General features: G+C 38.2%; 15 protein-coding genes and 3 tRNA genes. 10 read left to right on the forward strand and 8 right to left on the reverse strand.

The features are described from left to right. Positions 1-23: 23 nt before the first annotated feature. From DS885_RS16820 to trmB, 4 genes are all read right to left on the reverse strand, one after another. A complete protein-coding gene (locus DS885_RS16820; protein ID WP_113820552.1) occupies positions 24-1,181 on the reverse strand; it encodes a Na/Pi symporter in 1,158 nt (385 codons plus the stop codon). A gap of 327 nt (positions 1,182-1,508) precedes the next feature. After that, entirely contained in the window at positions 1,509-3,074 is a 1,566-nt protein-coding gene (locus tag DS885_RS16825) for a serine protease (RefSeq protein ID WP_181817790.1), read from the reverse strand. A gap of 487 nt (positions 3,075-3,561) precedes the next feature. Further along, positions 3,562-4,149 carry a DNA-J related domain-containing protein gene (locus DS885_RS16830; RefSeq protein ID WP_113820553.1) on the reverse strand — a complete coding sequence of 196 codons (588 nt, stop codon included), beginning with the start codon at positions 4,147-4,149 and terminating at the stop codon, positions 3,562-3,564. Between the two features lie 113 nt (positions 4,150-4,262). Next, a complete protein-coding gene (gene trmB, locus DS885_RS16835; protein ID WP_113820554.1) occupies positions 4,263-5,009 on the reverse strand; it encodes a tRNA (guanosine(46)-N7)-methyltransferase TrmB in 747 nt (248 codons plus the stop codon). A gap of 113 nt (positions 5,010-5,122) precedes the next feature. Here trmB and mutY point away from each other — a divergent pair, with 113 nt between their 5' ends. From mutY to DS885_RS16865, 6 genes are all read left to right on the forward strand, one after another. Further along, positions 5,123-6,181 (forward strand): A/G-specific adenine glycosylase, encoded by a 1,059-nt coding sequence (mutY, locus tag DS885_RS16840; RefSeq protein WP_113820555.1) that lies wholly within the window; start codon positions 5,123-5,125, stop codon positions 6,179-6,181. 10 nt (positions 6,182-6,191) lie between these two features. Then, on the forward strand, positions 6,192-6,461 hold the full coding sequence (locus DS885_RS16845; protein WP_113820556.1) for an oxidative damage protection protein: 270 nt from the start codon (positions 6,192-6,194) through the stop codon (positions 6,459-6,461). A 190-nt stretch (positions 6,462-6,651) separates the two neighbouring features. Continuing rightward, positions 6,652-6,727 (forward strand) — tRNA-Phe (locus tag DS885_RS16850). Between the two features lie 68 nt (positions 6,728-6,795). Then, positions 6,796-6,871, forward strand: a tRNA-Thr gene (locus DS885_RS16855). A 56-nt stretch (positions 6,872-6,927) separates the two neighbouring features. After that, positions 6,928-7,003, forward strand: a tRNA-Phe gene (locus tag DS885_RS16860). 827 nt (positions 7,004-7,830) lie between these two features. After that, entirely contained in the window at positions 7,831-8,640 is an 810-nt protein-coding gene (locus DS885_RS16865) for an S-adenosylmethionine decarboxylase (RefSeq protein ID WP_113820557.1), read from the forward strand. Here the strand turns inward: DS885_RS16865 and DS885_RS16870 are convergent. Further along, positions 8,637-9,326, reverse strand: coding sequence for an SIMPL domain-containing protein (locus DS885_RS16870; RefSeq protein ID WP_113820558.1), 690 nt, complete (start codon positions 9,324-9,326; stop codon positions 8,637-8,639). The genes DS885_RS16865 and DS885_RS16870 overlap by 4 nt on opposite strands. A 260-nt stretch (positions 9,327-9,586) precedes the next feature. Between DS885_RS16870 and DS885_RS16875 the strand changes: the two genes are divergently transcribed. Then, complete coding sequence (locus tag DS885_RS16875; protein WP_113820559.1) at positions 9,587-10,480, forward strand: fructose bisphosphate aldolase; 894 nt, start codon at positions 9,587-9,589, stop codon at positions 10,478-10,480. A gap of 67 nt (positions 10,481-10,547) precedes the next feature. On the opposite strand, the gene fbaA is transcribed toward DS885_RS16875, so the two are convergent. Together fbaA and DS885_RS16885 are read right to left on the reverse strand one after the other, a co-directional pair. Continuing rightward, the gene (fbaA, locus tag DS885_RS16880; RefSeq protein WP_113820560.1) at positions 10,548-11,624 is read right to left on the reverse strand and encodes a class II fructose-bisphosphate aldolase; all 1,077 of its coding nucleotides are present in this window, start codon (positions 11,622-11,624) and stop codon (positions 10,548-10,550) included. Between the two features lie 122 nt (positions 11,625-11,746). Beyond that, positions 11,747-12,919 carry a phosphoglycerate kinase gene (locus DS885_RS16885; RefSeq protein ID WP_113820561.1) on the reverse strand — a complete coding sequence of 391 codons (1,173 nt, stop codon included), beginning with the start codon at positions 12,917-12,919 and terminating at the stop codon, positions 11,747-11,749. 580 nt (positions 12,920-13,499) lie between these two features. Here DS885_RS16885 and DS885_RS16890 point away from each other — a divergent pair. Continuing rightward, the gene (locus DS885_RS16890) at positions 13,500-15,758 is read left to right on the forward strand and encodes a bifunctional diguanylate cyclase/phosphodiesterase (protein ID WP_113820562.1); all 2,259 of its coding nucleotides are present in this window, start codon (positions 13,500-13,502) and stop codon (positions 15,756-15,758) included. Here DS885_RS16890 and DS885_RS16895 read toward each other — a convergent pair. Continuing rightward, positions 15,755-16,693 (reverse strand): LysR substrate-binding domain-containing protein, encoded by a 939-nt coding sequence (locus tag DS885_RS16895; protein ID WP_113820563.1) that lies wholly within the window; start codon positions 16,691-16,693, stop codon positions 15,755-15,757. The genes DS885_RS16890 and DS885_RS16895 overlap by 4 nt on opposite strands. A gap of 350 nt (positions 16,694-17,043) precedes the next feature. On the opposite strand from DS885_RS16895, the gene DS885_RS16900 reads away from it, so the two are divergent. Both DS885_RS16900 and speB read left to right on the forward strand, forming a co-directional pair. Beyond that, complete coding sequence (locus tag DS885_RS16900; RefSeq protein WP_113820564.1) at positions 17,044-17,898, forward strand: transporter substrate-binding domain-containing protein; 855 nt, start codon at positions 17,044-17,046, stop codon at positions 17,896-17,898. A 77-nt stretch (positions 17,899-17,975) separates the two neighbouring features. Next, a complete protein-coding gene (speB, locus tag DS885_RS16905) occupies positions 17,976-18,926 on the forward strand; it encodes an agmatinase (RefSeq protein ID WP_113820565.1) in 951 nt (316 codons plus the stop codon).

Raw genomic sequence — 18,926 nt, forward strand, 5'->3', positions numbered from 1 at the left:
TAATACAATTGGTATAAAATGGATTAAATAATACTGCTTACTGTTAAACACAGAGCAGGAATAACAAAGAACACTCCTAGGATATAACCCAGTGCAGCAAACTTGTTTTCTGCTGCTGTAGCGCCTAATGCTTCAGCTGCTTTAACAGGTAAATTACGTAATGCAGGAATGCCGTAAATCACCAATACACCTAAAATGTTATATACCAAGTGAATAAATGCAATTTGCAATGCGGCTTCTGCATTACCAGTAACAGCAGTGGCGGCTAATACAGCTGTAATACAAGTGCCGATATTTGCCCCCAGTGTGAATGGATAAATATCTTTTAATTTAAATGCGCCTGAGCCAGCCAAAGGAATCATTAATGAAGTAGTTGTTGAAGAGGATTGCACTAAAATTGTTACTAATGTACCAGAGGTAATACCTGAAACCGGGCCGCGTCCGATAGCCGTATGCATAATACCTTTTGCTTTACCTACCATTAGCTTTTTCAGTAACTTACCAACTAACGTAATCGCCACAAAAATTAATAGTATACCAACAATGATTAATGACACCCCACCAACTTGTTCGCCTAACGAATTACCTACACTTTTAAATGAATCCACAACCGGAGCAGTGGCTGCTTTAACAAAGTTAAAGCCTTTAATAGATGTATCTCCAGCTCCATAAAATAAACTAGCTAACCAGCCCCCCATTCTTTCTAAAAAACCAAAGGCAATTTCTAATGGTAAGAAAATAAGTACAGATAACAGATTAAAGAAGTCATGTACTGTCGCAGCAGAAAAAGCACGTTTGAACTCTTCCTTTGCGCGTACATGGCCAAGTGACACAATCGTATTAGTAATTGAAGTACCAACATTTGCTCCCATCACCATAGGCACAGCAAGTTCGACAGGTAAACCACCCGCGACTAAACCAACAATAATAGACGTGACGGTAGAAGATGATTGAATTAACGCTGTCGCTACAATTCCAACCACTAAGCCTGCAAATGGGTTGCTTGCAAAAGCAAATAGCTCTGTTGCATGCCCACCCACAGACATTTTAAAGCCACTACCGATAATACCCACGGCACAAATTAACAGATAAATAAGGAGAGCAACGGTTATCCATTGTATGTAGTTGTTCGAGTTTTCTGATTCACTTCGGTTAGGTAGTACTGTTTCGACGTTTTCCATATTAAGACTTTCCCTGATTATTTTAATTACAGGGATGCTAATGATAATACATTGCAATAATATGACTAAATAATGACCATTTAACTTCAACGAAATAGCTATACATAAAGAGATATGAGGTAGTTATCATCTAGTCTTTCCCCTCAATTTTAAGTTAAGAGAAGCGATGCTTAGTTGAAATTAAAGACGCTTATTCGTGGAATTGTTGATTGGACTGAGCCGATCTATTAAATCTGAATTCACTTTTCCTAGACAAAGCTGCTTTCTACAAACAAAAAAGCCATCTTTAAAACGATGGCTTTTTAGAGGCATTATTGGCAGATAGCTTTACACAGTTTGTCTACGTCTTACCGCAATGCAGCCTAAAATAAATAAGCTGATGAAACCGAGGCTACCACCACTTGAGCTACTTGAAGTCGTTGTATCTGTCTCATCATCAGACGTATTGCTGCTGTCATCACTTGTGTCAGAAGTATCGTCACTTCGATCAGCTTCATCATCAGTCGTATCCGTTACATCTTCAGTTGTATCGCTAGCATCATCGCTTGTATCTGTAGTATCATCGGCTGTGCTCGTGTCATCATCGCTGATAGTGACGACAGCAATGGTTGTATCTTCATCTGACGTCGTCGAATCGTCTGATGCCTCTGTCGAATCATCGGCATCGCTATCATCATTCACTAATAATGTTGCAGTGAATACACTACCATCACTAATAGCATCATTAAGGTCGAACTCAATTTGGCAACTAGCAATGTATTCCTCAGTTGAATACAAAAAGCTATCACTACATGCATCGCTTACGTTAATGGTATCGCTGTAACTTTCGTCATCAAACGATAATTCTCCAATATCCGAGTAAGTTTCTAAATCATCCCCATATTGATAAACACTTAATAATCCAGAAGTGAAGGTTTCGCTGTCAGCATCATAAACCGCAGTACCTTCTTCAACGACCTGAATTCCATCAATATTTTCTAGTACCCAAGTACGTAAATTACTTACATTAGTATAAACACCAGGAGCATCGGCACAGGTCGATGATCCCCAACTTACTAAACCAACCAGGGTTAATTGTCCATCTAGATCGGCAAACACTGGACCACCACTGTCACCAGAACAACTATCAACATCCAAATCATCATTAGCAGAATAACCAGCACAGAACATATTATCTGTTACTGAATCAAAATTATTCCAATAACATTGATTAGTAGGGATAAACGGCAAATCACCTTCTTGAAGTGTGGTGGGTATAGTCTCTTCTGCAGTAGCATCTTCTGCACCTGACATTTTCCCATAACCTATAACAGTCAGTATCTCGCCTTCTTCAATAGCATTAAATTGGCTGACTAAAGGTAACGCAGGGCCAGGTTGGTAATAAGCAGATTCTAATTTCAATAACGCAATATCATAATCGTATGTCTCTGTTTCATAGTTAGGTTGAATGGTTACATCACTTAACTCATAAACGGAAACATCTGCTTGCTCTGCTAGAGTGGTTGTCGAATAATGGGTTGACTCACCAATCACAACACTAAACGTAGACGCATCAGTCGCAGTGGCATTACCATCGCTATCGTCAGTGTCATAAACACAATGAGCAGCAGTGGCTATCCAGTTCGAACTAATTAACACGCCACCACAAATAAAGTTACCTGAACTATATAAAGCGACCATCCAAGGATATTCTCGTTCAGCGTCATCACCACCAACAATATAGGTAGTTGGTGTTAATGAAAGCGTGTCACTATCAACCGTGCCCTCTACTTCTGTGGAAAATCGTAATGAATAACTCTCATATTCATCAGCGGCAAATGCAGGTGTTGATAAGCCTAGGGTTAAGTTAGTCATACCCATTACCCATGCTGAAATTTTAGTGGTTAACGTCATAGTTGTGTTTGCTCTATCCATGTAGTATTTAAAGATAAATTTAATCTATAAAATGTTATATATCATTATAAAAATGACACGCTTAGTCGTGCTCTATTCAATTTATTAACTGCAGTATTGATTTCATAAAATACGTTATTTGCAAAATAGGATTGTTAACAAGAAAAAGTATTTACGGTTAAAAAACAGCTTAACAAGCTTAATTATTAAACAGGAATACTCAATTATAGCTATATTTTAATAATTACCCAGCGAGCCTTTAAGAAAAAACAGATAAGATAGCCACTACAATGCATTAAAGTAATTAAAAATCAATTACTTGAAAAATACATATTTAGAAAGTATTTATAAATATTTTTTAGGTAGAAGTGAATTCATTTTCCTTTATAACGAAGAAAGCAGGTAAGTTGAAACAATATTGAAAGTATTATCTCCATAATATAGTGTCCAACGCTCTACCATCTATCTCGAAAGATATAATCGTTAACTAGCATTTTAACACTTGCCATGCTTCGCAAGCTTGTCGAAATTTATCTTTGTCCCCTGTTGGCCTATCTGGGTGAAATTGCAAGGCTAATCGTCGCCATTGTTGGCGTATCTGCTGTGATGAAGCTTGTTCATCTAGTTCAAAGACTTGTAAGGCATTAGCTTTATCAATGGCAGTGCCTGTTGAGCTAATGATTTGATGATAACGGTTCCAAAAATCACTCAACATTGCCTCTATGTCATCGGAGCCTGTTTCAAAATATTGCCAATCTAAATAATAACTGCGTAAGGCGGATGTTTGCTCCATTGCCTGTTCAATATTGACTGGAGGCTGTTCAAATAGTTGAATGTTCATGGCTTCTACTTGTAACCATTGTGCAGGCAGTAGTATCGCTTGTAATTGATACAAGGCATTCATCAACAAGAAGTTTCTTTTGAACAAGGCTTTATTAGGAGCCTTATCTAAATCCGCTAATAAACCCTCTTTTTGCAATTCAGTAGCAAGATGATGAATTTGACAGCTCTCTTCAGCTGCTTCAATCAGGCTTAACAAAGGCCAAATTAACGGGTTTTCAATATTGTTATTCATAGAATCTACCCATCACCTAAAAAAAACATAAAAAAAGCGAGTATTGATAATGAACAACACTCGCTTTTTTTGTCAACTTAATCGCTAAGCCTTAAATCACTTTAAGGTATAATTTAGCTAATACGTTCAAACAATAAATCCCATACGCCATGACCTAAACGGTGACCACGAGATTCAAACTTAGTTAGTGGGCGCCAATCTGGACGTGGTGCATAGTCACCTTCGCTGCTGATGTTTTTAAAATCAGTCGCCGCTTGTAATACTTCTAACATATGCTCAGCGTAGTTTTCCCAATCTGTTGCCATGTGGATAACACCACCAATCGCTAGTTTAGGACGCATGTTTTCAATAAATGCTGGTTGCACGATACGGCGTTTGTGATGACGTGCTTTATGCCAAGGATCTGGAAAGTATAATTGGAAAGTTGATAGGCTTTGATCAGGGATCATAAACTCTAGCACTTCAACTGCATCGTGATTCATTACACGTAGGTTAGTCACGCCTGCTTCACCAGCATCAGCTAAACAAGCACCAACACCAGGGCCATGTACTTCAATGCCTAAGAAGTTTTTCTCCGGTGTATTTTTAGCCATCTCTATCAATGACTTACCCATACCAAAACCAATTTCTAACACAACTGGATTAGCATTACCGAATAACTCTGTAAAGTCGATCTGCTGCTCTTGGTAATCTACACCCATGGTTGGCCATAAATCATCAATAGCAGTTTGCTGACGTTTAGTCATGCGTCCTTCACGTTTAACAAAAGAACGAATTTTACGAATATATTTCTCTTTCGTGTTTTCAATGTTGTTTTCTTCTGTTCCATTATCTGTCGCAGACTGGTCATGCTCTGTCATTTTCTTACCTTTCAAAGTTAATCCTGGGCTAATTAGCCGTGCATTATGCAATGTTATATTAATTGTGCAACTCTGCTAGACTAGCGCTCTTTTTTATTATCGAAGAGTTTCTAGTGAGTGAGTTGCATTTTAGCCAAAGAATCAATGATTGGCACCAACAACATGGTCGTAAAACCTTACCTTGGCAAATAGATAAGAGTTTATATAAGACTTGGGTCAGTGAAGTTATGTTACAACAGACGCAAGTGGCGACTGTGATCCCCTATTTTACTATATTTATGCGCTCATTTCCTTCTATTTCCTATTTGGCGAATGCACCTATTGATGAAGTATTACATCATTGGACAGGATTGGGTTATTACGCCCGTGCTCGTAACTTGCACAAGGCAGCACAAATTATCAGAGACCAGTTCAATGGAGAGTTTCCTGAACAGTTTGATGATGTACTCGCATTACCTGGCATTGGTCGCTCGACAGCAGGCGCTGTATTATCACTGACCTTAAACAAACACTTCCCTATTCTTGATGGTAATGTCAAACGTGTGTTAACACGCCATCAAAAAATCGAAGGCTGGACTGGCGAAAAGAAAGTAGAGAATCAACTTTGGGCATTAGCTGATAAAGTGACTCCCAAGAAAAACACTAATGTGTTTAACCAAGCCATGATGGATATGGGGGCAATGATTTGCACTCGTAGTAAACCTAAATGTGGAGAGTGCCCTGTATCCGATGATTGCTTAGCCTTAGCTGATAACTGCATGACAGATTATCCAACCCCCAAAGCAAAAAAGAAAATCCCGGTAAAAACCGCTGTAATGCTGGTATTAAAAGACAAACAACAAGCGATTCAGTTAATACAACGCCCACCAACCGGTATTTGGGGTGGATTATGGTGTTTCCCTGAATTCACCGATAATGAATCAGCATTAGCCAGTTTAGCTGACATTGGTATCACAGATTATAAAGCCACTGAATTGGCGACTTTTCGTCATACCTTTAGCCATTATCATTTTGATATTTCACCAATATTGGTGGAGTTCAACAAACAAGATAGCCAACAAGTCATGGAACAAACTGGTCAGCTTTGGTATAACTTACAACACCCGCAAAAAGTGGGATTAGCGGCAGCAACTAAAAAAATATTAAATACCGTTAATAAAACAACGCACTAAGGAATAAACAATGTCTCGTACTGTATTTTGTACCTATTTGAAAAAAGAAGCGCCTGGTTTAGCGTATCAATTAATTCCAGGTGAAGTTGGTAAACGCATTTACGACAATATCAGTCAGGAAGCATGGGCAATATGGCAACATAAACAAACCATGTTAATTAATGAGAAAAAATTAAACCTGATGCAAGCAGAAGATCGTGCATTGATCCAAGAAGCAATGCTTGGTTTCTTGTTTGAAGAAAAAGATGTTGAGATCGAAGGTTTTACACCTAAAGATTAATCTAACAATGTTGAGTGTTCACAATTAGAGCACTTAACGTTCAAAGCACGAGCAAACACGTTGAAATGTTAATAAAACTGTAAAAATAGGTTGACGATACACACTAAAGTCTATTTAATACGCCTCGTTCCTGATTAGTTAGCTCGGTCGATTAGTTTCAGACAGAGTTTAAAATTGTTAAGAACAAGATGCTTCGTTAGCTCAGTCGGTAGAGCAGAGGATTGAAAATCCTCGTGTCCTTGGTTCAATTCCGAGACGAAGCACCATTATTCAGTTTTACTGAAAAGATTAATTTCAATCAGTAAACAGAGCGAAAGCTCAGAACGTTTTATGTGCCGACTTAGCTCAGTAGGTAGAGCAACTGACTTGTAATCAGTAGGTCACCAGTTCGACTCCGGTAGTCGGCACCATTTATACTCATCGTAAGATGAACATTTATTAACTTAGTTAATAAATAAAAAGTTTTGCTTCGTTAGCTCAGTCGGTAGAGCAGAGGATTGAAAATCCTCGTGTCCTTGGTTCAATTCCGAGACGAAGCACCATCATTCAAGCCACAACTATTCATTTAGTTGTGGCTTTTTTGTATCTGCACGGAAATGTCCTTGGTTAGCTCTTTGTTTAAAAATCAGCGAGACGAAGCACCATAATTAAAGCCGCAACTATTCATTTAGTTGTGGCTTTTTGTATCTGCACGGAAATGTCCTTGGTTAGCTCTTTGTTTAAAAATCAGCGAGACGAAGCACCATCACTCAAACCACAACTATTCATTTAGTTGTGGCTTTTTTGTATCTGCACGGAAATGTCCTTGGTTAGCTCTTTGTTTAAAAATCAGCGAGACGAAGCACCATTACTCAAACCACAACTATTCATTTAGTTGTGGCTTTGTTGTATCTGCACGGAAATGTCCTTGGTTAGCTCTTTGTTTAAAAATCAGCGAGACGAAGCACCATCATTAAAGGATCGGCTTCAACATTATTTGCGCTTTTGTTTTCAAAATAGCCAATCATTTAAGGCTTTTTGGAAACACTTTAGCGCAAGTTATTTTGTAACGATTCCTCAAGCCACAACTATTCATTTAGTTGTGGCTTTTTTGTATCTGCACGGAAATGTCCTTGGTTTAACTCTTTGTTTAAAAATCAGCGAGACGAAGCACCATCACTCAAACCACAACTATTCATTTAGTTGTGGCTTTTTTGTATCTGCACGGAAATGTCCTTGGTTAGCTCTTTGTTTAAATCGTTTGCTTTTATGAACTAAAACTTCCGTCACCTTATTAACCACTCTTTTATAAATATAAACATAAAGCTTTAGTATTACGGTAAACTAGCAGGTAAGCTCGTCATTTATTGTTGGTTATAAGGTTTATTGAGTGTTTTACGAAGGTACTGAAAAACGATTATTCATTTGCACTAAAGATCTCAACCTTTTAACGCTCGAGCAAAGCTTTTGGCATAATTTAGTCTCTTATGCTGGTGCTGAAATCATCTCTAATATTAACAACCACCACATTAGTGCCTACCTGTTATCTGAATCTAGCTTATTTATCTGGGAAGATAAATTACTGCTGATCACCTGTGGTAATACACAATTAGTTAAAGCAGCTTTGTTTATCCAACAGCAATTAACTAAGCAAAAGATATCGACATTGATCTTTCAACGCCATCAAGCCCTCAAACCGCAATTACAAGCCACAAACTTCCAACAAGATAGGATGTTATTAGAAAAACAGTTTAATGGGCACCTGCAGCATTGTAGGGAGGATTATCAAGGGGATCTGTTTGTCTTTGGTGATATCTCTACACACACTATCCCTACACAGGGGATTTATATGCTACATGGCTTACGTGGTGAGTTTGCAGAGAGTTTACAAAGTAAGCATATAGATAAAGCCTCTATTTTAAAGACGCTAAGGTTTACTGATTTCTTTGATAGCTTGACGATCGACCACTTCAGTTTTAAACCTAAAGGCTATTCACTGAATGCGATTAACCAAAAAGATTATCTGACCATTCATTTAACGCCAGAAAAGCTGAGCACTTATTTAAGCATTGAAACCAGTTTAACAGACTCACAGTGCGCCCCTTTTATAAAACATTTAGAGGCGCTGTTTTTACCAATCAGTCTTAAAAAAATTCAATTCAAGGCCAACAACCAACAATTAACTATCATCAGTGCCTAAGGCTCTAATAAAAAAACAGCATCAACACTATCAGTAATAGTAATTTGATTGTTTTGGTAGCTTGGAGGTATTTGATCACTCTTCATTGTTCGCATTAAAACAGGACGGGCATTACTCGCTTGGTAGTTGATAGAGAAGATATCACCTAGTGTTGCTTGGTAGTTGTCTGCTAAACCTTTAGCTTTGTTGATAGAGTCTTGCACCGCTAAATTACGCACTTTCTGTTGCCATTGTTTGGGTTCTTTTAACGCATAGTTAATTTGCCCAATATTAGAAATATCGCTTTTCACTAACACCTGCAAAAACTCATTCACCTTGGTCACATCATCTAACTGATAACTAAGGTTACGTATCGCCTTCACACCAATTTGTGTTCGTTGTTTTTCGATATATTCAAATTCAGGGCGGATTTGAATATCAGCACGCTTCAATAATGATTGAGAAAAACCACCTTCTTTTAAAGCAATTAATATATTCTCAACCTGCTTATCAACAACTTGCTTAGCGTTATCACTATCATTTTCAACCGCAACAGACTGAAATTTAATGCTTACGGTATCAGGTTTCACTTCTAACTTGGCTTGACCTGATACTGAGATATGGGGTTGAGCAGGTAAACTGTTAGCGTTAGCCCAAGAGAAAGGAGTTAGTAGGCAGATCAACAACGCAAGGTTTGGTTTTTTCATGGGATTCTCGAATTAATAACAAAGGAATATAGCAATAATTGATCGACCTGCTTAGCACACAAAAGTTCATCTTTTTTTTACAAAAAGAGCGAAGAAAAATTTTTAATTTATCACTGTTACCACGTCAATTTAACTTGCTGATTTTAAATTATTTTATAATTGTCAATGACTGAACAGTAATTAAAGTCAATGATAACTACTTTCATTTAAAAATATGAGATGTATATTAATATGTACTATTTAACTTGTTGGGAGTCATCATGCGAACATTTGAAAAACAGCTTAATAGATTTAAAGAAGAGTTAGGTTTTATCGCAGCATTGGATCAAAGTGGAGGCAGCACACCCACAGCGCTTAAGAGTTATGGCATAAATGAAGATGCCTATAGTAATGACCAAGAGATGTTTGATTTAGTCCATGCCATGCGCTCTCGTATTATCACCAGCCCTTCTTTTACAGATGATCTCGTACTAGGGTCTATCCTATTTGAAAATACCTTAAACCGTGACATTAAAGGAAAACCTTCATCGTTATATTTATGGGAAGAAAAAAATATAGTGCCATTCCTTAAAGTCGACAAAGGGCTTGAAGCTGAAGAAAATGGTGTGCAATTAATGAAGCCAATTCCAGGTTTAGATGAGCTATTAAAAAAAGCTAAAGCAAAAGATGTATTTGGTACCAAGATGCGCTCAGTTGTTAAATTATCGAATGCAGAGGGTATACAAGCGTTAGTAGAGCAACAGTTTGAAGTCGCTAAACAAATTTGTGCGGCGGGTTTAGTGCCAATTATCGAGCCAGAAGTAGATATTAATAGCCCAGAAAAGGCTGCTGCTGAAGCCTTATTAAGAGAACAATTATTAACGCAGCTAGATTTACTTGATGCTAATGAATTAGTCATGCTAAAAATCTCACTACCTGAGTCTGCAAACTTTTATGCGCCTTGTATCAACCATCCTAATGTAGTCAAAGTAGTCGCATTATCCGGCGGATACCATATCGCAGAAGCAAATCGCCGTTTAACTGAGAACAAGGGTGTTATTGCAAGCTTCTCACGTGTATTAACGGATAATTTATATGATGGGCAACCTGATGCAGACTTCAATGCCGCACTAGCAGCAACCATCGCTCCTATCTATGAAGCGTCAAAAACTTAGCTTTCTAATAGGCATAAAAAAGCCAGCAATTAAGCTGGCTCTTTATCTTACTGAAGGGTCAGTAAAATTATAGTACGTCTACAGCGTTAAGGTCAGCAAATGCTTTCTCTAGACGAGTAACCATTGATGCTTGGCCTGCACGTAACCATACACGTGGGTCGTAGTATTTTTTGTTAGGTGCGTCAGGACCAGTTGGGTTACCAATTTGGCCTTGTAAGTAATCGCGGTTAGCAGCTTCGTAAACACGAACGCCATCCCAACATGCCCACTGTGTATCTGTATCGATGTTCATTTTGATAACACCGTAACCGATAGACTCTTGGATCTCTGCTTCAGAAGAACCAGAACCACCGTGGAATACGAAGTTTAGTGCGTCAGCAGCAATACCGTGCTTTTCAGAAACGTATGCTTGTGAATCACGTAGGATTGTTGGCGTTAGTTTAACGTTACCTGGCTTGTATACACCGTGTACGTTACCGAAAGAAGCAGCGATAGTGAAACGTGGGCTGATTTTTGATAGTTCAACGTATGCGTAATCAACTTCAGATGGTTGAGTGTAAAGTAAAGACTCATCCATATCAGAGTTATCAACACCGTCTTCTTCACCACCAGTACAACCTAGTTCGATTTCTAGCGTCATACCCATTTTTTCCATGCGAGCTAGGTATTTAGCACAGATTTCAATGTTTTCTTCTAGAGGCTCTTCAGAAAGATCGATCATGTGTGAAGAGAATAGTGGCTTACCAGTTTCTGCGAAGTGAGCTTCAGAAGCGTCTAGTAGTCCGTCGATCCATGGTAGTAATTTTTTAGCAGCGTGGTCAGTATGTAGAATAACTGGAACACCGTAAGCAGCAGCCATTGCGTGAACGTGCTTAGCACCAGAAACAGCACCTAAGATTGCAGCTTCTTGACCTTCAAGTTTAAGACCTTTACCAGCGTTAAATACAGCACCGCCGTTAGAGAATTGGATTACAACTGGCGCTTTAACTTTAGCAGCAGCTTCAAGTACAGCGTTGATTGAATCAGAACCAACAACGTTTACCGCTGGTAGTGCAAATTTATGCTCTTTTGCTACTGCAAAAACTTTTTGAACATCATCACCAGTGATAACACCAGGTTGTACAACGTCTAAAATCTTAGTCATGAGATATATCCTATCTATTGTTTGTAATTTGAATAAGTTTAATTATGCGTATTAATGTGGCAATTATGGCACAAAGAATACGCATTAAAAAGCGAGATCAAGATCTCACTATAAACATTTGATTAATCGTTGGCACGTAACTCTAACATTGCTACGGCTGGCAACTCTTTACCTTCAACAAACTCAAGGAAGGCACCGCCACCCGTTGAGATGTAAGATACGTCTGCTGTGATATTAAATTTATCAATCGCAGCAAGTGTATCGCCGCCGCCAGCAACAGAGAATGCAGCTGATTCAGCAATTGCTTTTGAGATACCTGCAGTACCTGCTTCAAAGTTTTTAAACTCAAATACGCCAACAGGGCCATTCCAAAGAATTGTTTTTGCTTCTTTTAGAATAGTCGCTAATGCAGCTGTTGATTCAGGACCTAGATCGAAGATCATGTCGTCATCTTGCACGTCAGCAACGTTTTTGATTTCAGCTTCAGCATTTTCATCGAATGCTTTTGCACAAGCAACGTCAGTTGCTACTGGGATTGCACAGTCAACCATTAGCTTTTTAGCGGTATCAACTAAGTCTGCTTCGTATAATGATTTACCAACATTGTGGCCTTGTGCTGCGATGAATGTATTAGCAATACCACCGCCAACAACTAGTTGGTCAGCAATTTTAGATAGAGACTCTAATACTGTTAGTTTAGTAGATACTTTAGAACCACCAACAATAGCAACTAGTGGGCGAGCTGGGTTATCCATCGCTTTACCTAGTGCTTCTAATTCAGCAGCTAGTAGTGGACCAGCACATGCTACAGGAGCAAATAGACCAGCACCATTAGTAGAAGATTGTGCACGGTGAGCCGTACCAAATGCATCCATTACGTAAACATCACATAACGCAGCTAACTGCTTAGATAATGTTTCGTCGTTTTTCTTTTCGCCTTTGTTAAAGCGAACGTTTTCAAGTACAACTACTTCACCTTCATTTACTTCTAAACCGTTTAGGTAGTCAGTTGCTAGGCGAACAGGTACATCTAGCGCTTCATTTAAGTAATCAACAACAGGTTGTAGAGAGAACGCTGCATTTTCTTCTGCAGAAGCGCCTTCAGTAGGACGACCTAAGTGCGACGTAATCATCAACTTAGCACCTTTTTCTAGGGCTAATTTAATTGTTGGGATAGAAGCACGAATACGCGCATCAGATGTAACTTTGCCATCCTTAATTGGCACATTAAGATCTTGACGGATAAATACTCTTTTACCGGCTAAATCTAGATCAACCATTTTTTTTACTGACATGATGTGTCCTCTCATTTTTAAAAACTATAGAATTCTTATTTCTGTCTACATGTTTATAGGCTCAGTATTTGCACTCTTTTACAGTGTAATATCGTCGAGCTTTCCTTTAATACCGAGCGCATTATAAACGAAACTGTTTGTTACATCGATCACAAATAACATTGCAGTGTAATTTACCTTTTTAAACTGGGGTAATGGTTTGATTTGCATCATTATATATTGTGCTTTTTTAGCTATTTAATGAATATCTCAAAATCATATTGATTTTTTATTGTTATTAATGTGAATTAGGCTAATAATTTTAACTTACAAAACAAACTATTTACATTAGTCTAATAGTCACTCTATTAAACACGTCATCTCAATTTTGCACGGCAAAAAACAACTACATTCAAATTGAAACGTTATATAAGCAATGTTTCTAATAATGAAACTTACAACACAACAGTAAATTTTTTAATCAGTACAATGAGTTTAGTAGTTGATAAAATGGTTACAAAAACAATATAAATCAATTTATCCGTTTAACTTCAATCAGTTATAGATAAAGTTAAACCAAACAAGAGAACTTGTATTGAAAATGTTATCGTTAAATAAAAATGCCTGGTTAATCTATTACTGCCTGATTGCGATTAGTAGCGTATTACTGCTTACCAGTATTAATGCACGATACGATGAATTGCTGTCTAAAAGGCAAGATGAGCAATTTTACGTCAATAAAATCGTCAAATCAGATATTCATGGGATACTTAATCACTATGAGACTATGCTCGACTTAATTAATGAAGACTTTAATGAAGATGAGCATTTTAACCAGTTCACCTTAGAACGTATTTTAAAGAAATCAGAACTATTGATCGGCTTTGTGGTGTTTGATCTTGAAGGTAAATTCTTAGCCAAAAGTGATAATCTTCCTGAGAACTTATATAGCACTCGAGCCAGCGATTACTTTGATAATGGGTTCCATGGTGACCTCGAAAAAGATAAGTTGATGATCAGTAGTGCCATTCTTTCCCCTGTCACCAAAAAATGGATCATCCCGATACGCAAAACCTTATTAGATAATAAGGGCGAAGTGAGAGGCTTTATTGCGTCGGCGATCATTTTAGAAAACTTAAAAAATAAATGGTCCCATACGCAAGCCTTTGGCAATAATATTATGCTCACCCTCGACCATAGTTTTTATCAGTTCTTACATACTGGTATGCCACCAGAAAGATATGATGCAACCTTTGCTCATCCCCTCACCGAAAAACAAATAACAGAAACAGAAGCCGCACTGCAAGAGCAAGGGCTTAGTTTTAACCTGTTGCGTGAGAGCAATGATGTTGCACAAGTCACCATGTACCCAAGCGGCATTCCACTGTTACACAGCCTTAGTTACGACAATAAATTCAAATTTTGGGTGCATACCAGCCGCCCTCTAAGTGATATTTATCAACCACTGCTGTACACAACTGTGTATTATTTTATTTTGTACTTGGTTTTTCTCTCCCTCACTTATTTACTGTTTAAATGGATATTAAATATTGAAAAAAGCAAGCTAAGTGCACTCACCTATATTACCGAACATGATGACTTAACGGGTTGTTATAATCGTACGGTATTAGGTAAATTAGTGGCGAAGTTTAAGAAGCACCAACAGCCCTTTTCCCTGCTATATATTGATTTAGATAACTTCAAAAACATCAATGATTCATTTGGTCACAAGTATGGTGATATCTTATTGCAGGAAGTGAGTCAAAGAATTCAAGAGAGCTTAAGAACTATTCCAGGTACCTTAGTGCGTTACAGTGGTGATGAGTTTGTGTTGTTATTAGAAAATAACAATGAGGACGTGGTGCGTGGTTTTGCAGATTTACTGTTACGTAACCTAGCTATCCCATATTCAATCAATAATAACTCCTTTTACATTACTAGCTCGATGGGGGTTACTCGTTACCCCAATGATTCAACAAGCTTAGATACGTTAATTAGTTATGCGGAAAATAGCATGGCAATGGCTAAAAGCAGTAAAAACCAATACCTATTCTTCTCACAAAAGGTTCATCAACAATTATTGAAACAGGCAAAAATAGAGCAAGCCCTATACCATGCTATTGAAAATAATGAGATTACGCTAGTTTACCAACCACAACTAAATAAGCATTATAAGCTCTGTGGTGTGGAAGCGTTAGTGCGTTGGCAAAGCAGTGAACTAGGCTTTATTCCACCGGAGATATTTATACCTATTGCCGAGCAAACAGGCTTAATGCCTAAACTCGGGCAATATATAATGAATAAATCCATGTACGAGATAACTGCCTTGCAAAACAAATTAGCCACACGCTTCTCATTAGCCATTAACGTGTCTGTTAAGCAGTTTGTACAACTCAACTTCTTTGAAGTGTTAATGCAAAGTATTGAAGATTTTGGCGATAAAAGTCTGCCGTTAACCATAGAAATCACAGAAAGCTTATTTATTGAAAGCTTAGACGTTTTATTGCCTGTATTTGAAAAAATGAAAAAGCATCAAATATCCCTTGCATTGGATGATTTTGGCACCGGTTACTCTTCATTAAGCATGATAAGAGATGCGCCTATTGATGAGCTAAAAATAGATAAAAGTTTTGTGGACCACATCACTGATAATAATGTTGATAAAGCCATGGTAAAAAGCATTATTAGCATGGGTAAGAACCTAAATATGCGCGTATTAGCAGAAGGGATTGAAACTCTTGAGCACGCTAAAATATTATCTAAATATGGCTGTGATCTGTTTCAGGGCTACTACATCTCAAAACCTTTAAATATTGAAGAGTTAGAAGCCTTTGTTTATACCCTGCACAAAAGACATTAACGAGATCGGTGCAGCAATTTATTTACATTATATTGCTGTTCAAATACTTGAGATTGGCCTTTAATCCAATCTAAAAAATCAGAGACCTGTGGTCTATCGGCTAACTTATTCAAGTACATAACATAAATGCCACCATCCTCAACTGAATGACCAAATAACGGCACCAATCGACCATTTTCAATCTCTTTTGCAACTAAAGCATGACGCCCTAATGCCACTCCTTGCCCATTCAAAGCCGCTTGAACAATCAGGTCCACTTGATTAAAACTATAACCGCTATTGCAATCCACTCCTTCAATACTTAACTCTGACAACCAACGCGACCAAGAAGTACCAAATTTAGCGTGGGGTAATGAATCATGTAATAAAGTGGTTTTATTTAAATCTTCAGGTGTATTTAGGGTCACTTTTTTCAATAACTCTGGACTAGCAACCGGGTAAATATAATCTCTAAACAGCAACTCTTGTTGCATATCCGACTGGCCACACTCCCCATGGCAAATACCAATATCAACTTCTTCATTTCGATAGATAGGCTCTGCAAAGTTAGCGGCAAGGTTTAAATCAATACTAGGATAAGCATCATGAAAGTCATGGATACAAGGCATTAACCAACGGCTAGCAAACGCAGGCATTGAATAGACTTCAAGCTGTGTGACCTGTTTATGGCATTCTAGGTGATTTACTGTGTCACGAATTTGGTTTAAGGCACCATGTACAGACTGGAAAAGGGCTTCACCATTGTCTGTTAAGCGTAACTGCCTGGGTTTACGTTCAAAGACCTTATATTGTAAATGTTCCTCTAATAAAATAACTTTTTGACTGACTGCACTTTGAGAAACACATAACTCCTTTGCTGCGGCTGTAAAATTTAAATGACGAGCAGCACACTCAAAATAGCGTAATGCTTCCAAAGGCGGTAAACGAGTCCCCAAAATAATCCCTTATTTAACTATTTTCCATCAATACGAATCAGCAACCTACTCAAAGCAAATTTTACGCCAAGCAGTAAACTCTACAATCAAAATAGACAAAGAAAAACATAATAAAATATTGATTTAATTACACATAAAACTAAAAGCCTATGTCCTAACCCCACTCATATTTATATGAAGAATAAATCTATCGAGACGCTACAGCGCATAACACGCACCAAAATATAGCATTACAAATACTTATGGATAGGGATTAGAAATCACCGTTTGTCAGATCGCTCATTATTCAAGCAATATAGTGTTCAAGCAATTAAGCCAACTACCCTACTTAATGATCAAGGACAATCGTTATGAAAAACTTACTACTACCGTTAAAGAAAACATTACTAACCGCTAGTTTATTGTGTGCCGCTTTACCGCAGATAGCACAAGCTGATTTACTTGATGACATTAAGCAAAAAGGTGAAATTGTAATCGCGACTGAAGCGCGTTACGCACCTTTTGAGATGTTAGAAGATGGTAAAATTGTAGGTTATGGTAAAGATATCCTTGATCAAATATTAAAAGATCTACCAGGGGTTAAATTAACTCAATTAGATTTACCCTTCCAAGGTATTTTAGCCGGCTTAAGTGCTAAGCGTTATGACTTTGTTGCCACGTCACTGACCATCACGCAAAAGCGTATGGATAAATATGCATTTTCGTACCCTATTTCAACAGCCGCAATCGCTATCCTAAAACGTAAAGGTGATGACCGTATTACTAAGCCTGAAGATATGGGTGGTATGCGCATTGGTACGCAAGCGGGTTCATCACAACTTACTGTGATTGAGAACTTCGAAAAAGAGGTATTAATACCACAGGGTGAAGGTTACAAATCAATTAAGCATTTCACTGATTACAATGAAGCTTATGCAGCATTAGCCTCAAGACGCATTGATATTGTGCCGCAAGCTTTACCTAACCTAGCGCCGATTGTTAAACAGCGCCCAGATATGTTTGAGATTGTACAGCCTGCTTTTGGTCCAGAAACTTACTACGGATGGGTAGGTAGAAAAGATGCTGATTCTGCTTCTCTAGTGCAATTTTTTAGTGATGGTATTGAGAAGTTACAAAAAAGTGGAAAGTTAGCTGAATTACAACAAAAGTGGTTTGGTTTCACCATGGACTTACCTGTTGGCGAATTACCAACGCCTCAACACTAATATAAGGGGTAGCTAACCCCTTCATCTCCATTTTATTGACTGACTATCAACAATATTGCGATTATTTAGGAAAAAATATGACTCAAGATCCCCAACAACTGCCTCGTTACAGTGGTATTGCGACATTTATGCGCTGCCCTTATCAACCACAGCTGGATAACGTAGAAATAGGTTTAATTGGTGTTCCTTTTGATGGTGGTGTGACCAACCGTACAGGGACACGTCATGGCCCAAGAGAGATTCGTAATCAATCGAGTTTAATGCGTTCAGTAAACCAAAGTACAGGTATCGACCCTTTTGCTTTATGCAAGGTTGCTGATGTAGGTGACGCGTTACCAGAAAGCCCTTTCGAGTTAGAAAAAAGCCATCGATCTATCGAAGCTTTTTTTAACGATATTGTCAGTGCTGGAATCCTGCCTATTTCTGCAGGGGGGGACCATTCAATTTCATTACCTATTCTTAGAGCACTAGCAAAAGATGGCCCAGTGGCCTTAGTACATTTTGATGCACACTGCGACACAGGCGGTCATTATTTAGGTTCAAAATTCCACCATGGCTCACCTTTTAGAGTCGCTGCTGAAGAAGGTTTAATTGATCCTAAAAAAACCATCCAAATTGGTATTAGAGGCTCAGTAAACCATAAAGATATTTGGAAATTTAGCCATGATAGTGGCATGCGTGTTATCTACATGGATGAATTTTATAAATTAGGTGTCGAAGGCATATTAGCGGAAGTACACAAATTAGTAGGTGATACGCCAGCCTATGTCACCTTTGATGTTGATGGTTTAGACCCCGCTTTTGCGGTGGGAACCGGCACACCAGAAGTCGGTGGTTTCACTACTTTTGAAGCGCTACAGATGATTCGTGGTTTATCAGGTTTACATATTATAGGCGGCGATGTGGTTGAGGTTTCACCGCCGTTTGATCCATCTGGCGCAACGGCATTAGTCGGGGCAACTATGATGTATGAGCTATTATGCGTTGCCGCAGAATCATTGACTCAACGTAAAAGACGAGGAGATTAA

It is taken from the genome of Psychromonas sp. B3M02, assembly GCF_003318165.1.
In the GTDB taxonomy this organism is placed as follows: domain Bacteria; phylum Pseudomonadota; class Gammaproteobacteria; order Enterobacterales; family Psychromonadaceae; genus Psychromonas.

What these genes read in the sequence shown, in the direction of transcription:
- DS885_RS16820 (WP_113820552.1), bottom strand. Translation starts at nt 1,181, where the DNA reads ATGGAAAACGTCGAAACAGTACTACCTAACCGAAGTGAATCAGAAAAC.
- DS885_RS16825 (WP_181817790.1), bottom strand. Translation starts at nt 3,074, where the DNA reads ATGACGTTAACCACTAAAATTTCAGCATGGGTAATGGGTATGACTAAC.
- DS885_RS16830 (WP_113820553.1), bottom strand. Translation starts at nt 4,149, where the DNA reads ATGAATAACAATATTGAAAACCCGTTAATTTGGCCTTTGTTAAGCCTG.
- trmB (WP_113820554.1), bottom strand. Translation starts at nt 5,009, where the DNA reads ATGACAGAGCATGACCAGTCTGCGACAGATAATGGAACAGAAGAAAAC.
- DS885_RS16845 (WP_113820556.1), top strand. Translation starts at nt 6,192, where the DNA reads ATGTCTCGTACTGTATTTTGTACCTATTTGAAAAAAGAAGCGCCTGGT.
- DS885_RS16870 (WP_113820558.1), bottom strand. Translation starts at nt 9,326, where the DNA reads ATGAAAAAACCAAACCTTGCGTTGTTGATCTGCCTACTAACTCCTTTC.
- DS885_RS16875 (WP_113820559.1), top strand. Translation starts at nt 9,587, where the DNA reads ATGCGAACATTTGAAAAACAGCTTAATAGATTTAAAGAAGAGTTAGGT.
- fbaA (WP_113820560.1), bottom strand. Translation starts at nt 11,624, where the DNA reads ATGACTAAGATTTTAGACGTTGTACAACCTGGTGTTATCACTGGTGAT.
- DS885_RS16885 (WP_113820561.1), bottom strand. Translation starts at nt 12,919, where the DNA reads ATGTCAGTAAAAAAAATGGTTGATCTAGATTTAGCCGGTAAAAGAGTA.
- DS885_RS16890 (WP_113820562.1), top strand. Translation starts at nt 13,500, where the DNA reads ATGTTATCGTTAAATAAAAATGCCTGGTTAATCTATTACTGCCTGATT.
- DS885_RS16900 (WP_113820564.1), top strand. Translation starts at nt 17,044, where the DNA reads ATGAAAAACTTACTACTACCGTTAAAGAAAACATTACTAACCGCTAGT.
- speB (WP_113820565.1), top strand. Translation starts at nt 17,976, where the DNA reads ATGACTCAAGATCCCCAACAACTGCCTCGTTACAGTGGTATTGCGACA.